Annotated in this window: 12 protein-coding genes; 5 read left to right on the forward strand and 7 right to left on the reverse strand. The window is 71.8% G+C overall.

What is annotated here, in order from left to right; all coding sequences use genetic code 11:
• Positions 1-40 precede the first annotated feature (40 nt).
• On the reverse strand, positions 41-1,906 hold the full coding sequence (locus tag OHA17_RS27160; protein ID WP_406508743.1) for an APC family permease: 1,866 nt from the start codon (positions 1,904-1,906) through the stop codon (positions 41-43).
• A 267-nt stretch (positions 1,907-2,173) separates the two neighbouring features.
• Here OHA17_RS27160 and OHA17_RS27165 point away from each other — a divergent pair, with 267 nt between their 5' ends.
• Positions 2,174-2,578: a VOC family protein gene (locus tag OHA17_RS27165; RefSeq protein WP_053727554.1), complete on the forward strand. Its 405-nt coding sequence runs from the start codon at positions 2,174-2,176 to the stop codon at positions 2,576-2,578.
• A 21-nt stretch (positions 2,579-2,599) separates the two neighbouring features.
• Here OHA17_RS27165 and OHA17_RS27170 read toward each other — a convergent pair whose 3' ends face one another.
• From OHA17_RS27170 to OHA17_RS27195, 6 genes are all read right to left on the reverse strand, one after another.
• Positions 2,600-3,523: an oxidoreductase gene (locus OHA17_RS27170; RefSeq protein WP_406508744.1), complete on the reverse strand. Its 924-nt coding sequence runs from the start codon at positions 3,521-3,523 to the stop codon at positions 2,600-2,602.
• A gap of 60 nt (positions 3,524-3,583) precedes the next feature.
• Positions 3,584-4,348, reverse strand: coding sequence for an SDR family NAD(P)-dependent oxidoreductase (locus OHA17_RS27175; RefSeq protein WP_406508745.1), 765 nt, complete (start codon positions 4,346-4,348; stop codon positions 3,584-3,586).
• Between the two features lie 71 nt (positions 4,349-4,419).
• Entirely contained in the window at positions 4,420-5,004 is a 585-nt protein-coding gene (locus OHA17_RS27180) for a TetR/AcrR family transcriptional regulator (protein ID WP_406508746.1), read from the reverse strand.
• A gap of 15 nt (positions 5,005-5,019) precedes the next feature.
• Entirely contained in the window at positions 5,020-5,352 is a 333-nt protein-coding gene (nirD, locus tag OHA17_RS27185) for a nitrite reductase small subunit NirD (protein WP_406508747.1), read from the reverse strand.
• Positions 5,349-7,817, reverse strand: coding sequence for a nitrite reductase large subunit NirB (nirB, locus tag OHA17_RS27190; RefSeq protein WP_406510823.1), 2,469 nt, complete (start codon positions 7,815-7,817; stop codon positions 5,349-5,351). The genes nirD and nirB overlap by 4 nt, the downstream gene beginning before the upstream one ends.
• A 46-nt stretch (positions 7,818-7,863) precedes the next feature.
• Positions 7,864-9,036: an NAD(P)/FAD-dependent oxidoreductase gene (locus OHA17_RS27195; protein WP_406508748.1), complete on the reverse strand. Its 1,173-nt coding sequence runs from the start codon at positions 9,034-9,036 to the stop codon at positions 7,864-7,866.
• Positions 9,037-9,238: 202 nt separating this feature from the next.
• On the opposite strand from OHA17_RS27195, the gene OHA17_RS27200 reads away from it, so the two are divergent.
• The 4 genes from OHA17_RS27200 (at position 9,239) to OHA17_RS27215 (ending at position 13,619) form a co-directional block, all read left to right on the forward strand.
• On the forward strand, positions 9,239-9,928 hold the full coding sequence (locus OHA17_RS27200; protein ID WP_406508749.1) for a hypothetical protein: 690 nt from the start codon (positions 9,239-9,241) through the stop codon (positions 9,926-9,928).
• 24 nt (positions 9,929-9,952) lie between these two features.
• Positions 9,953-11,251, forward strand: coding sequence for a sensor domain-containing protein (locus OHA17_RS27205; RefSeq protein ID WP_406508750.1), 1,299 nt, complete (start codon positions 9,953-9,955; stop codon positions 11,249-11,251).
• Between the two features lie 72 nt (positions 11,252-11,323).
• Positions 11,324-11,977 carry a response regulator gene (locus OHA17_RS27210; RefSeq protein WP_398871592.1) on the forward strand — a complete coding sequence of 218 codons (654 nt, stop codon included), beginning with the start codon at positions 11,324-11,326 and terminating at the stop codon, positions 11,975-11,977.
• 133 nt (positions 11,978-12,110) lie between these two features.
• Positions 12,111-13,619: a ferric reductase-like transmembrane domain-containing protein gene (locus OHA17_RS27215; RefSeq protein WP_406508751.1), complete on the forward strand. Its 1,509-nt coding sequence runs from the start codon at positions 12,111-12,113 to the stop codon at positions 13,617-13,619.
• Positions 13,620-13,636 lie beyond the last annotated feature (17 nt).

Raw genomic sequence — 13,636 nt, forward strand, 5'->3', positions numbered from 1 at the left:
TTGCGGCGATGTGTCGGCCCGGACGGATGTGCCCGCCCGGTCAGGCCTCGACGCGGGCCGCGGTCGGGCCGAGCCGGAAGCGCAGCCGGCAGATCACCGCGTCGGTGTCCTTGCGGACGGCGTGGGCGAGGACGGCGCCGCGCTGGTTCTGCAGCATCCGCTGCCAGATGTGCGCGGGCTCCACCTCCGGTATCAGCACCGTGACCCGGGTGTGCGGGTGGTAGGTGTGGACGCGGCTCACGTAGTCGGCGACCGGACGGCCCAGGCTGCGGTGCTGCGAGGTCAGCTCGACCAGCTCCACGCCCGGGTTCCACAGCTCCCAGTCGCGGCGCAGCGCCTCCATGTCGCGCCGGTCCTCCTCGTCGGGGTGGCTCACCGTCACGGCCCGCACCTCGTCGCCCAGGGACACGGCGGCGTTCAGGGCCTCGCAGGTCAGCCGGGACAAGTGGGAAACCGGCACGATCACCAACGACCGGTCGCGGCGCGGCGGTTCGGGCACCCGGCCGAGGCCCAGGCGGTCCGCGATGCGTCCGTACGCCCGGTGAATGGCCTCGAAGACGAGCACCAGGAGCGGCAGCGCGATGACGATCAGCCAGGCGCCCTCGGTGAACTTGGTGGCGGTCACCACGACCGCCGAGATGCCGGTCAGGACTGCGCCGAAGCCGTTGAGGAGGGCCTTCCACCGCCAGCCGGGGGAACGCTCCAGGCGCCAGTGGATCACCATGCCGGTCTGGCAGATGGTGAAGCCGACGAAGACACCGATCGCGAAGAGCGGGACCAGCGTGTTGGTGTCGCCGCCCGAGAAGACCAGGAGCGCCGCGGACACGGCGGCAAGGGCGAGCACGCCGTGCCGGTGCACCTGCCGGTCGGCCTTGAGGCCGAAGACGTGCGGCAGGTAGTTGTCGCGGGCCAGCAGCGACATGAGGACGGGCAGCCCTCCGAAGGAGGTGTTCGCGGCGAGCGCCAGAAGGATGACGGTGGCGAACTGCACGACGTAGAAGGCCCAGTTGTGGCCGAGGGACGCGTCCGCGAGCTGGGCGAGGACGGTGACGCCCTCGACCGGCTGGAGGTGGAAGCGGCCGATCAGCACCGAGAGGCCGATCAGCATGACCCCGAGCAGCGCGCCGAGCGCCACCTCGGTGCGCTGGGCGCGCTTGGCGGCCGGGGCACGGAAGGACGGCACGGCGTTAGCGACGGCCTCGACACCGGTCAGCGCGGAACACCCGGACGCGAAGGCCTTGAGCAGCAGCAGGGCGCCGACGCTGGTCGCGTTGCCCGCCAGGACGGAGGCGTGCCCGTCGGCGGTGTACGTGGACGCGGGCGCCGAGCGGAAGAGGCCGACGACGACGATCGCGAGGATGGAGGTGATGAACACCGCGGTCGGGACGATGAACGCCTTCGCCGAGTCGACGATGCCGCGCAGGTTGATGGCGGTGACCAGGACGAGCACGCCGAGGCAGATGACGAGCCGGTCACCGTAGAGACCGGGGAAGGCCGAGGTCAGCGCGGCCACGCCCGCTGTGACGGACACGGCCACGTTCAGGACGTAGTCGAGGATCAGCGAGGCGGCGGCCACCAGGCCGGTGCGGGCGCCCAGGTGGCGGCGGGCCACCGCGTAGGAGCCGCCGCCGTTCGGGAAGGCCGCGATGACCTGTCGGTAGGAGGCGACGAGCACCGCGAGCAGCCCGGCGATGGCGAGCGTCACGGGAAGCGTGAAGCCGAGCCCGTACGCACCGGCCCCGGCGAGGACCAGGACGATCGCCTCCGGGCCGTACGCCACGGAGGCCATCGCGTCCAGGGAGAGAGCGGCCAGCCCCTGCGTGGCGGTGAGCCGGTGCCGGTCGACCGCTCCGGGAGGTTCTTCGGGGGCCGCGTCGCTGACGACGGCCTTCGACGTGGTGAGCATTGGCCCAGCGTGCGACCAGCCCCGCCCTTTGCCACGCGCCCTTGGCGCCCCCTTGTCGGAGGGCGGCCGCATCCATACGCGGTCTTGACGCGCGGCCCCGGCCATGACCCATAGGACACCTCCTGGGGCGCTTCGAGACGGCGGGCGCCACAGAGGAGAGGGCGCTCTGTCGCCGCCCGAAAAACAAACGCGGCACGGCGATGAGTTTTCGCGCGGGCCGCCGTCTACCCCTCGTAAGCAACGCCACCACCCACGAGGGAGCACGACATGCCCACCATGATCTTCGTCAATCTGCCGGTGAAGGACCTGGACCGCTCGAAGGACTTCTTCGGCAAGCTGGGCTACTCGTTCAACCCCCAGTTCACCGACGAGAACGCGGGCTGTCTGGTCATCAGCGACACGATCTACGCGATGCTGCTCACCGAGCCGTTCTTCAAGGGCTTCACGAAGCGGCAGATCGCCGACACCGCGACGACCGTCGAGTCGATCGTCTGCCTGAGCGCCGACAGCCGCGAGGAGGTCGACCGCCTCGTCGACACCGCGCTGGCCTCCGGCGGCTCGCCCGCCCAGGAGACCATGGAGCAGGGGCCCATGTACGGCCGCTCCTTCCTGGACCCGGACGGGCACCACTGGGAGGTCATGTACATGGACCCGGCCGCGATCAACGCCTGAGCCGGCCCCGCCGAAGGGGCGTCACAGCGTTTCGTACGTCACGCCGGTGAGCTGCTCGGAAGCCGCCCAGAGACGTTCACCGGCGACGTCGTCCAGTGTCCACTTGGCCCGCCAGGACTTGGCGGGCGCGCCGCGCCACATCATCAGGGACGGGCCCGTGAACGAGTCGGGCCGCACCCCGGGCGCGGTCGCCGCGTACAGCGTGGGCAGCGCGCCGGCCTCGGCGGGCTGGGCCATGACGCGGTTGCCCAGCTCGACGATTCGCTCGGCGACCGTGCGGCCCTCCATGCGTACGCCCCGCGTCTGGAGGCCGGTCGCGGCGTAGCCGGGGTGCGCGGCCGCCGCGACGATGTCCGAGCCCGCCGCCCGCAGGCGTCGCGCGAGCTCATGGATGAAGAGCAGGTTCGCCGACTTGGAGCGCCCGTAGGCGATCCAACGCCGGTAGTGGTGCTCGCTGTTGAGATCACCGAGGTCGATATTGGCCAGCGCGTGCATCCCACTGGACACGCTCACCACCCGCGCCGCCGCGGCCGCCCGCAGCCGGGGCAGCAGCAGTCCGGTGAGCGCGAAGTGCCCCAGGTGGTTGACGCCGAACTGCGTCTCGAACCCGTCGGCCGTCCTCCCGTAGGGGAGCGCCATCACGCCCGCGTTGTTGACGAGCAGATCGAGCTGTCCGTACGGGAACGTCGCGGCGAACTCCCGCACCGAGGCGAGGTCGGCCAGGTCGAGCCGCCTGAACTCGGCCTCCGCACCCGGGACTTCGGTCCTGATGAGCTCCTCGGCCTCCCGGCCGCGCGGCTCGCTGCGGCAGGCGAGCACCACCCGTGCGCCACGGCGGGCCAGCTCCCGCGCCGTGACGAGACCGATGCCACTGTTCGCCCCGGTGACGACGGCCGTGCGGCCGCTCTGATCGGGGATGTCCTGAACACTCCAGCCCTGAGCCATGCGCTCACCGTACCGGTGGGTATGCCTGGTGAGCGGGGTGGGGACGTGGTGGCGTACGGGTCAGGCGGAGGCGCCGCCGTCGATGACGAGGTCCGCGCCGACGACCGAGGCGGCGTCGTCGGAGGCCAGGTACAGCACGGCCGCCGCGGCCTCGGCCGTCGTCGAGACCCGGCCGAGCGGCTGGACCTCCTTCATCCGGGTCGCCCGCTCGGCCTCGCTCTCGCCCGGCCGCAGCGACATGGTGGTGTCGATGGGACCCGGGCTCACCGCGTTGATCCGCACCCCGTCCTGAATGTGGTCGAGGGCGGCGCCCCTGGTCAGCGCGCTGACGGCGGCCTTGGACGTGGCGTACGCGGTCACGCCGGGGCGGCGGCTGTGGGCGCCCAGGTTGGAGGCGATGTTGACGATGGCGCCGCCCGACTCCTGGGTGCGCATGTGGGCGATCTCGGCCTGGAGCGCGTAGAGAACGCCGGTGACGTTGACAGATATCAGCGTCTGCCAGTCACTCTCCGACAGCTCGACGACGGGGGCGCCGCCGCGGAAGACTCCGGCGTTGTTGACCGCCACGTCGAGGGAGCCGAACCGTTCGACCACGTCGGCCACCAAGCCGCGCACGGCCGCGGATTCGGACACGTCGGCGGTGAACGCGGCCGCCGTGCCGCCCGCCTGTGCGATCAGGGCGACCGTCTCGTCGAGGGTCGCGGCCGTACGCCCGGCGACGGCGACCCGGGCCCCCTCGGCGGCGAAGGCGAGCGCGACGGCCCGGCCGAGCCCGGAACCGGCGCCGGTGACGAGAACGGTCTTGTGCGCGAAACGAGCAGACATATTCTTGACCAATCGTTCTGTTATTGAAGTATGGGTGAGTCAGGTCGGGGGCGGGGGCGATCGCGCACCGGTCAGTCGAGCACCGTCAGGATCTGTTCGGCCGCATCCCGCACCCGGCCCGGCTCGCCGGACGCCTTGCCGACGATCCGTACTCCCTGGAGGAAGACGAGCAGCATCCGGGCGAGCCCGCGCGGATCGCGGTCCGCGGCCAGTTCGCCCTGTGCCTGGGCCCGTACGAGCGCGGAGCGCAGCAGGGTCTCGATGTGCTCCCAGCTGAGCTCGACCCGGCGGGCCGCGGCGTCGTCGTGCGGGGCGAGTTCCGCGGCGGTGTTGGTGACGAAACAGCCGGTCAGGCGGGATGTGCGGGTTGTCGACTCGGCGGCGAAGCGCCGCACCACACCGCGTACGGCGGGCAGTGCGGGGCCGGGCCCGGACAGCTCGGCGAGCAGTTCGGGGTCGCGGTGCTCGGCGTACCGGTCAAGGGCCTTGAGGTACAGCTCGTGCTTGTTGCCGAACGTCGCGTAGATGCTGGCGCGGCCGATGCCGAGGTGCTCGACGAGGTCCGCCATCGACGTCGCCTCGTAGCCGCGCCGCCAGAACAGCTCAAGGGCTGACTGGAGCGCGGCGTCGGGGTTGAATTCCTTGGTCCTGGCCACATGGCGACAGTAGAACTAATTGGAACGATCGGTCAAGTAAGTCCGGACGGTCTGCGCCTCGTCGTCCAGGCAGGTCCCGGTCTCCAGGTCGAAGCGGTGTTTCAGGAGCGGGGACGCGACATAGGGGCGGCCCTCCGGAGTGGAGCCGAGCAGTCCGCGGGAGAGGACGTAGGCGCCGGTGAACGGGTCGCGGTTGTCGATCGCGTACGTACGGCCGCGGCGGTCGCTGAAGACGGCGGCCTGGCGGCCGTCGGGGAGCAGCGCCGCCACCCCGCGCCCGGGGGTCAGGCGGGCGGCCTCGCAGACCTCGAACCAGCCTTCGTCCAGCTTGAGTTGGACCATCGTCATCGGGTCGCTCCCAGGGTGAGGAGGGGCAGTTCGGGCTTGATCTGGTCGCGCTCGGGGACGAACCTGACCGACGGGTCGGGTGCGCCGGGCGCGTTCACGAAGGACACGAAGCGGGCGAGCCGCTCGGGGTCGTCGAGGGTCTCGGCCCACTCGTCGCGGTAGCCGGCCACGTGCGCGGCCATCAGGGCTTCCAGCTCGGCGCAGATGCCGAGCGAGTCGTTCACCACCACGTCCTTGACGTGGCTCAGGCCGCCCTCGATCCGCTCCAGCCAGACCGAGGTGCGCTCCAGGCGGTCGGCGGTGCGGATGTAGAACATCAGGAATCTGTCGATCAGACGGACAAGTTCGTCATCGTTGAGATCCTGCGCCAGCAGATCGGCGTGGCGGGGGCTGGCGCCGCCGTTGCCGCCGACGTACAGGTTCCAGCCGTTGGCCGTGGCGATCACGCCGAAGTCCTTCGACTGGGCCTCGGCGCACTCGCGCGCGCAGCCGGACACCGCCGACTTCAGCTTGTGCGGCGAGCGCAGGCCCCGGTAGCGCAGCTCCAGGTCGATCGCCATCCGCACCGAGTCCTGCACGCCGTAACGGCACCAGGTCTGCCCCACACACGACTTGACCGTGCGCAGCGACTTCCCGTACGCGTGCCCCGACTCGAAGCCCGCATCCACCAACCGGGTCCAGATGGAAGGGAGTTGGTCGACGCGCGCGCCGAACAGGTCGATGCGCTGACCGCCGGTGATCTTCGTGTAGAGGCCGAAGTCCCGTGCCACCTCGCCGATCACGATGAGCTTGTCCGGGGTGATCTCGCCGCCCGGGATGCGTGGCACGATCGAATACGAGCCGTTGCGCTGCAAGTTGGCCAGGAAATGATCGTTGGTGTCCTGAAGTGCGGCCTGCTCGCCGTCCAGGATGTGTCCGTTTCCGAGCCCGGCCAGGATCGAGGCGATCGCCGGCTTGCAGATCTCGCAGCCCTCACCGCCGCGCGCCCGTGCGCGCCCGTGCCCGTCGAGGAGCTCGGTGAACGAGCCGATGCGCAGCGCCAGCGCGATCTCGTACAGCTCCTGGCGGGTCTGTGCGAAGCAGCCGCACAGGCCGCCGTCGCCGGACTTCGGGAGCAGCATGCCGATGGTCTTGACGCAACTGCCGCAGCCCGTACCGGCCTTGGTGCACCTCTTGACCTCGGGCAGCGAGGAGCACGCGGCGATCGCGCCCTTGGTCACGTTGTGGCAGGAGCAGATGACCGCGTCGTCCGGCAGCGCCTCCGGGCCGAGCGCGGCCGGCGCGCCGAGCCCGGCCGGCAGGACCAACTGCTCGGGGGAGACCGGCGGCACGTGCCCGGTGAGCGGCCGCAGCATGCCGTACGCGTCGGCGTCGCCGACCAGGACGCCGCCGAGCAGCACGCCCTCGGACGACACGACCAGCTTCTTGTAGATCCCGGAACGCGAGTCCGAGTAGACGACGTCGAGGCAGCCGTCGGCCGTGCCGTGGGCGTCGCCGAACGACGCCACGTCGACGCCGAGCAGCTTCAGCTTCGTCGACAAGTCGGCACCGGTGAAGGTGCGTCCGGAGGTGGCGGCGATCGCGTCGGCGGCCGTCTGGGCCATGTCGTATCCGGGCGCGACCAGGCCGTACACGCGGCCGTCCGAGGCGAGCGCGCACTCGCCGATCGCGAACACCGAGGGGTCGCTGGTGCGGCACCGCTCGTCGACGACGATGCCGCCGCGCTCGCCCACCGCGAGGCCGCAGTCGCGGGCCAGCTGGTCGCGGGGGCGGACACCGGCGGAGAAGACCACCAGGTCGGTCGACAGATGAGAGCTGTCAGAAAGTGTCATTCCATTGACGCGGCCCTCGTTGCCGGCCGTGATCTCCTGCGTGCCGACACCCGTGTGCACGGTGAGGCCCATGTTCTCGATGGTGCGAAGGAGTGCGGCGCCGCCGCCCTCGTCGACCTGCACCGGCATCAGCCGGGGCGCGAACTCCACGATGTGCGTGGCCAGTCCGAGCCCGCGCAGCGCGCCGGCCGCCTCCAGGCCGAGCAGCCCGCCGCCCACCACCGCGCCGGTCGTCGCGGTCTTCGCGTACTCCTCGATGGCGAGCAGGTCCTCGATCGTCCGGTAGACGAAGCAGCCGGGGGTGTCCTTGCCGGGGACCGGCGGCACGAACGGGTACGAGCCGGTGGCCAGGACGAGCGTGTCGTACGCGAAGGTCCGCCCCGAGCGCGCGGTGACCGTGCGCGCGGCCCGGTCGACCGACTCGGCGGGATCGTCCACGTACAGCTCTATCCCGTGCTGCCGCATGAAGTCGTCGGGCACGAGGCTGAGTTCGTCGGGTGTCCTCCCCTCGAAGTACGAGGTGAGGTGGACGCGGTCGTAGGCGGGGCGGGGCTCCTCGCACAGCACGACCACCCGGGTCCGCCCGGTCGCGCCGCGCTCGGCGAGCGCCTCCAGGAAGCGCTGGCCGACCATGCCGTGGCCGACGACCACGATCGTGGAAAGGTGTTCGGTGGACACGTCAGGAACCTCCGTCGTGGGTGAGCAGGTGGAGCAGGGGCGCGTCCGGTACGGGCTCGTCGCCCTCCCAGGTCCGGGCGAGCGCCCCGACCGCCCCGAGATCGCCGAGGAGCACGCCTCCGACCAGGCGGTCGCCACGCACGACGACCTTGCGGTAGGCGCCCCGGGTCGCGTCCGCGAGATGGGCCACGTCGTCGCCCGGGCGGGCCGTGGGCTCGCCGAACGCGGCGAGGTCCAGGGGACGCGGACCACCGAGCGTGAGCCGGGTCAGACCGCGCGTCCCGGAGTAGGAGCCGCGCCCGGTGGCCAGCAACGCGCCCAGCGCGTCGGCCTGTTCGAGCGCCGGTCCCGCGAGCCCGTACACCGTGCCGCGATGCTCGGCGCAGTCGCCGACGGCATGGATGTAGGGGTCCGAGGTGCGCAGCTCGTCGTCGACGACCACGCCTTGGCGCACGTCGAGCCCGGCGGCCAGAGCGAGGCCGGTCCGGGGGCGGACCCCGGTGGCGAGAACGACGAGTTCGGCGCCGAGGACGAATCCGTCGGCGAGCTCGACGTCGGTGCCGGCAGGACCGGTGAGACCGCGCACCCGGCACTCGGTGTGCACTTCCACACCGAGGAGTTCGAGATGGGTGCGGACCAAAGCCGATGCGGCGACGTCCAGTTGACGCTCCATCAGGCGCTCGCCCTGCTGGGCGAGGACGACCTGGGCACCGCACTCGGCGAGCGCCCGCGCGGCCATCACGCCGAGCAGCCCGCCCCCGATGACCACCGCCCGGGCCCCCTCGCGGGCCTTCTCGCGCAGGGCGAGCGCGTCGTCGAGGGTGCGGAAGGGGTGGACGCCGTCAGGGAGCCGGCCCTCGCGCAGGCCCCTGAGCGGCGGCAGCACCGGGTTCGACCCGGTCGCGAGCACGAGGCGCCCGTACGGGACGGCCCCGCCGTCGTCGCAGTGCACCACGCGGGCCGCGCGGTCGATCCGCACCGCCCGCACGCCGCGCCGCACCGGGATGGGGGGCAGCGATATCACCTCGGGCCCGTACCGCCCGGCGAGCACCTCCGCGAGGAGCACCCGGTTGTACGGTGCGTGGGTCTCCTCGCCGATGACGGTCACCGGGACATGCCGGGCCAGGCGGGCACCCGCTGTGCCGCCGCCGATCACCACGATGTCCGTACTCATGTGCCCAGCGTGCGCGGCGGCTGTTACCCGTCCGCATCCCGCCGATTTCCACGGGGGAACCTTGAGCTCAGCGGGGCGGGGGGTGGGGTGTGAGGGGAGCTGGTGCTTCAGCCCCTCAGGCTCGGGGGGTGGGGTAAACCGAACCATGAAGTTCCGTGCTGGCACGATCGAATCGGGAGACCGGGGGCGGGAGTCTTGACGCATGGACCTCGCGCAGCGACATTCCGCACCCGCACCTACACCCACACCCGCACCCACACCCGCACCGACCCGCCCCGTCGCGGGCCCGGCCGTCACCGACCAGCACGCCACGCACCGTGCGGCTCACCGCCCCGGCTGGAAGGGCATCCTGCGGGAGCCGTTCCGGGCCGGGATGTGGCTGCGGCTCGCCTATCTCCTGCTCGCCCTGCCCGTCGGCATCCTGTGCGTCCCGACAGCCCTGGTGGGCGGCCCGGCGGGCCGGATCCAGCGCGGGCTCGCCCGCAGGCTCCTGGGCGTGGAGGTGCCCGACCCCGGGCGCACGGGGCCGCTCGCCCTGGCCCACGCCGTGATCAGCCTGCCGCTCAACCTGATAGCGCTCACCGTGTCGGGCTACTTCTGGACGGTCGTCGTCATGAACCTGGCCTACCCGCTGCGGCCCGGCGGCGACCCGAGCGACGCGTGGGGCGGCCCCACCATGGCCGGCGCGTGGGCGGTGCACGGCATAGGCGGCGGATTGCCCTTCCTGCTCATCACGCCCTGGGTGATGAAGGGCTTCACCGCGCTCCAGGCCCGCCTGGTCAAGGGCTTCCTCGGCGCCGACCGCACCGGGCTGCTCAGGACCACTGGGATCGCCCTCGCCGTCGCCGCGATCTGCGCCATCCTGTCCATACCGGTGATCCACCAGCTCTGATCAGCGGCTCTAGGGTTGTTCCCCATGCACCGCCTGCGCTTTCCGGGCTCCCTGGAGTTCCCCTACCGGCGAGACCGGCTCGGCCCGATCGGCCGCTCCGCGCTCTACTCGCTCATCGCGCTGCCGCTCGCCCTGACCGGACTGGCCCTGGTCGCCGCGGTCCTGCTGATCGGCGCGGTGCTGTCGTGGACGGCGCTGGGGCTCTGGCTCATCGCCGCCGCCATCCGCGCGGCCCTGGCCCTCGGAGACTTCCAACGGGCCCTGGCCAAACGGCTGTTGGGGCTTGAGATCGACCCACCGGTACGGGCGGAGACGAGCGGCGTCTTCGACTGGCGGCGCGCTGTGCTCGGCGGCCGACCCGGATGGCGGGCGGTGGGCTGCGCCCTGGCGGCCCCGCTCACGGCCCTGCTGGCCCTGGGCTCCGTATACATCGGCTTTGTGCACGGGGTGCTCTTGACCCTGTACCCGGTGCTCAAGCGCTGGAACTACTTCACGATCCGGGAACCCGACGGTTCCGTACGGCACGTGGGAATGGCGGTGGGCGGAGTGGAGCTCGACAGCTGGCCCCGGTGGCTGCTGCCCTTCGCCGTCGGCCTGCTGCTCCTGTACTCGGCACCCTGGCTGGTCCGCCATGCCCTCACCCCGCACCGGCTGCTGCTCACCGCGCTGCTCGGGCCGGACCGGGCGGACCAGCGCATCCGCACCCTGGAGGAGACCCGCGCCCAGGCCGTCGACGACGCGGCCGCCACCCTGCGCAGGATCGAGCGCGACCTCCACGACGGCACCCAGGCCCGCCTGGTGGGCCTGGGCATGCACCTCACGATGATCCGCGAACTGGTGGCGGGCGGCGCCGGGCAGGACCGCATCCTGAAAGTCGTCGAGACCGCGCAGGGCAACGCCAAGCAGGCCGTCGCCGACCTGCGCCACCTGGTCAAGGGCATCCACCCGCCCGTGCTCGACCAAGGACTCGACACCGCCCTTGCCACCCTCGCCGCGGACAGCGCCCTGCCCGTCCGAGTGAGCTGCGGAATCGAGGGCAGACCGAGCCCGGCCGTCGAATCCATCGCCTACTTCTGCACGGCGGAACTGCTGGCCAACGCGGCCAAGCACAGCGGGGCTTCGGAGGTGACGGTCACCGTGCACGGCGCGGCGAAGATCCTGCTGCTCACCGTCGAGGACAACGGGCGCGGGGGAGCGGTGGTCGGCGCGGGCAGCGGACTGGCCGGCCTGCGGGCCCGGGTCCGTACCGTCGACGGCTCCCTGACCTGCGACAGCCCACCCGGAGGGCCTACGGTGGTGAGTGTGGTGCTGCCCTTCAGATGAGCAGCGGTCTCTGCCGAGTGCGGGCCTTTGAACACCGAGAACTCTGAACACCGAGAACAGGGCGGGTCATTCATGCGGGTCGTCATCGCCGAGGATTCCGCGATTCTGCGCGACGGGCTCGTCCAGCTCCTGGAGTTGCGTGGCGTGGAGGTGGCGGCCGCCGTGGGGGACGCGGAGGCGCTGCTTGCCGCGGTCGCCGAACACCGGCCGGACGCGGCGGTGGTGGACATCCGGCTGCCGCCGACACAGACCGACGAGGGGCTGCGGGCGGCCGTACAGATCCGCCGGACGGCGCCGGGCACCGGGGTGCTGATCTTCTCGCAGTACGTGGAGACCAAGTACGCGGCGCAGCTCATCGGGGACGGCGGGGCGGGGGTGGGCTATCTGCTCAAGGAACGGGTCGTGGACATCGGGGAGTTCGTGAACGCCCTGGAGCGGGTGGCGGCGGGAGGCACCGCACTCGACCCGGAGGTGGTGGCCCAGCTGTTCGGGGCCAGCCGACGGGCCGCCGCGCTCGACGCGCTCACCCCGCGCGAGCGGGAAGTGCTCGGGCTGATGGCAGAGGGCCGCACCAACCAGGCCATCGCCGGGTCGTTCGGGGTGTCGGAGCGGGCGGTGGAGAAACACATCGCGAACATCTTCGCCAAGCTGGACCTGCCGCCCTCCGAGTCGGGCCACCGCCGGGTGCTCGCCGTACTGCGTTACCTGGACCGGCAAGGCAGCTGAAGGCGGTCGGCGCCCGGGGCGGGGCAGGGCCGGCTTAATCGGCGGTCAGCCCATCCTCAAGGGCGCCTTAAGGATCCCGGATCCGCCTCTGACCAGGGCCTTTCGTGAGCCGCTCCGACCTAGGCTGCCGGGCGTGACGATCGAGGCCACCGACCCGCAGCTTGCCGCGTACCCAGCCCTGTCCGCCTATCTCACCCACCAGTCTCATCAGTCGTATCAGTCCCAACAGCAGCCTCAAGTAGGCGAGTTGGGCCCCAAGCGGCCGGGTCTGGACGCTGCCGGCCCGGCTACTGCCGAGGAGCGGGCCGCGGCGCCCGTACCCGTCGACGTGCGGGCGCTGCGCATCCGGCCAAAGGTCATGCGGCGGGGGATCGTCGGTGGGGCCGGGGGCGTGGGTCTGCTGTGGGGTGCGCAGGCGGCACCGTCCGCGCGCCTGGACGCGCTGTTCGGGAGCGGGGCCCACCTGTCGGGGCTGCTCGCGGGCTACGGAATCCTGGTGATGCTGCTGCTCATGGCCCGGGTCCCCGCCGTCGAGCACGGCGTGGGCGCCGACCGGCTCGCCCGCTGGCACGCGCTGGGCGGGCGTTACGTACTGAGCCTCGTCGGCGCGCACATCGTGCTCGCGCTGTGCGGATATGCCGCCCACACCGGCACCGATCTGCTGACTTCGGCCGCCCAACTGCTCGGCTACGGCGGGATCCTGGCCGCCGCGCTGGGGACGTTCGCGCTGGTGGTGGCCGGGGTCAGCTCGGTGCGGGCCGCTCGGGCGCGGATGTCGCAGGAGACCTGGCGTGCCCTGCACTTCCTCACCTACCTCGCAGCCGCGCTCGCCTTCGCCCACCAACTGGTCGGCCCCGACGTGTCCGGCAGCCCGCTCACCGTGTGGGTCTGGGCGATGCTGCACGCCACCGTCGCCGTGCTGATCGTCTGGTACCGGGGCGTCGTCCCCGTACGGCAGGCGCTGCGGCACGCACTCCATGTCGTCGAGGTGCGGGACGAGAGCCCGGACGTCGTCTCCGTCGTGATGCGCGGCACCGGGCTCGACGCGCTGCGCGCCGAACCCGGGCAGTTCTTGCGCTGGCGGTTCGTGCAACGCAGGCTGTGGCACACCTCGCTGCCGTTCTCGCTGTCCGCGCCGGTCAGGGACGACACCGTACGCATCACCGTCAAGGCGCTCGGTGTCCACAGCCGGCGGATCCGGCGGCTGCGGCCGGGCACCCGGGTCCTGGCCACCGGACCGTTCGGCGCGATGACCGCACACCGCCGCACCCGCCGCAAAGTGCTGCTCCTGGCCGGCGGGGTCGGGATCACGCCGATGCGGGTCCTCTTCGAGACGCTGCCCGCCGCACCCGGCGACCTCACCCTGCTGTACCGGGCGAGCAACGCCGCCCAGCTGGTGCTGCGCGACGAGCTGGAGGCCATCGCCGCCCAGCGAGGGGCCGCGCTGCACTACCTCCTCGGCCCGTCCGACGCGTCGTTCGACCCGCTCGCGCCGCAGGCCCTGCGCAACCTCGTCCCCGGCCTCGCCGAGCACGACGTCTACCTGTGCGGCCCCGGCCCGATGGCGGAGGCGGCGACCGCCTCGCTCATCAGGGCGGGAGTGCCCGAACAGCACATCCACACCGAGCAGTTCAGCTTCTGAACCCCGCTTCTGAACCC

The sequence above is a fragment of the Streptomyces sp. NBC_00212 genome (genome assembly GCF_045206365.1).
Taxonomy (GTDB): domain Bacteria; phylum Actinomycetota; class Actinomycetes; order Streptomycetales; family Streptomycetaceae; genus Streptomyces.

What these genes read in the sequence shown, in the direction of transcription:
- OHA17_RS27160 (WP_406508743.1), bottom strand. Translation starts at nt 1,906, where the DNA reads ATGCTCACCACGTCGAAGGCCGTCGTCAGCGACGCGGCCCCCGAAGAA.
- OHA17_RS27165 (WP_053727554.1), top strand. Translation starts at nt 2,174, where the DNA reads ATGCCCACCATGATCTTCGTCAATCTGCCGGTGAAGGACCTGGACCGC.
- OHA17_RS27170 (WP_406508744.1), bottom strand. Translation starts at nt 3,523, where the DNA reads ATGGCTCAGGGCTGGAGTGTTCAGGACATCCCCGATCAGAGCGGCCGC.
- OHA17_RS27175 (WP_406508745.1), bottom strand. Translation starts at nt 4,348, where the DNA reads ATGTCTGCTCGTTTCGCGCACAAGACCGTTCTCGTCACCGGCGCCGGT.
- nirD (WP_406508747.1), bottom strand. Translation starts at nt 5,352, where the DNA reads ATGACGATGGTCCAACTCAAGCTGGACGAAGGCTGGTTCGAGGTCTGC.
- nirB (WP_406510823.1), bottom strand. Translation starts at nt 7,817, where the DNA reads ATGGTCGGCCAGCGCTTCCTGGAGGCGCTCGCCGAGCGCGGCGCGACC.
- OHA17_RS27195 (WP_406508748.1), bottom strand. Translation starts at nt 9,036, where the DNA reads ATGAGTACGGACATCGTGGTGATCGGCGGCGGCACAGCGGGTGCCCGC.
- OHA17_RS27200 (WP_406508749.1), top strand. Translation starts at nt 9,239, where the DNA reads ATGGACCTCGCGCAGCGACATTCCGCACCCGCACCTACACCCACACCC.
- OHA17_RS27205 (WP_406508750.1), top strand. Translation starts at nt 9,953, where the DNA reads ATGCACCGCCTGCGCTTTCCGGGCTCCCTGGAGTTCCCCTACCGGCGA.
- OHA17_RS27210 (WP_398871592.1), top strand. Translation starts at nt 11,324, where the DNA reads ATGCGGGTCGTCATCGCCGAGGATTCCGCGATTCTGCGCGACGGGCTC.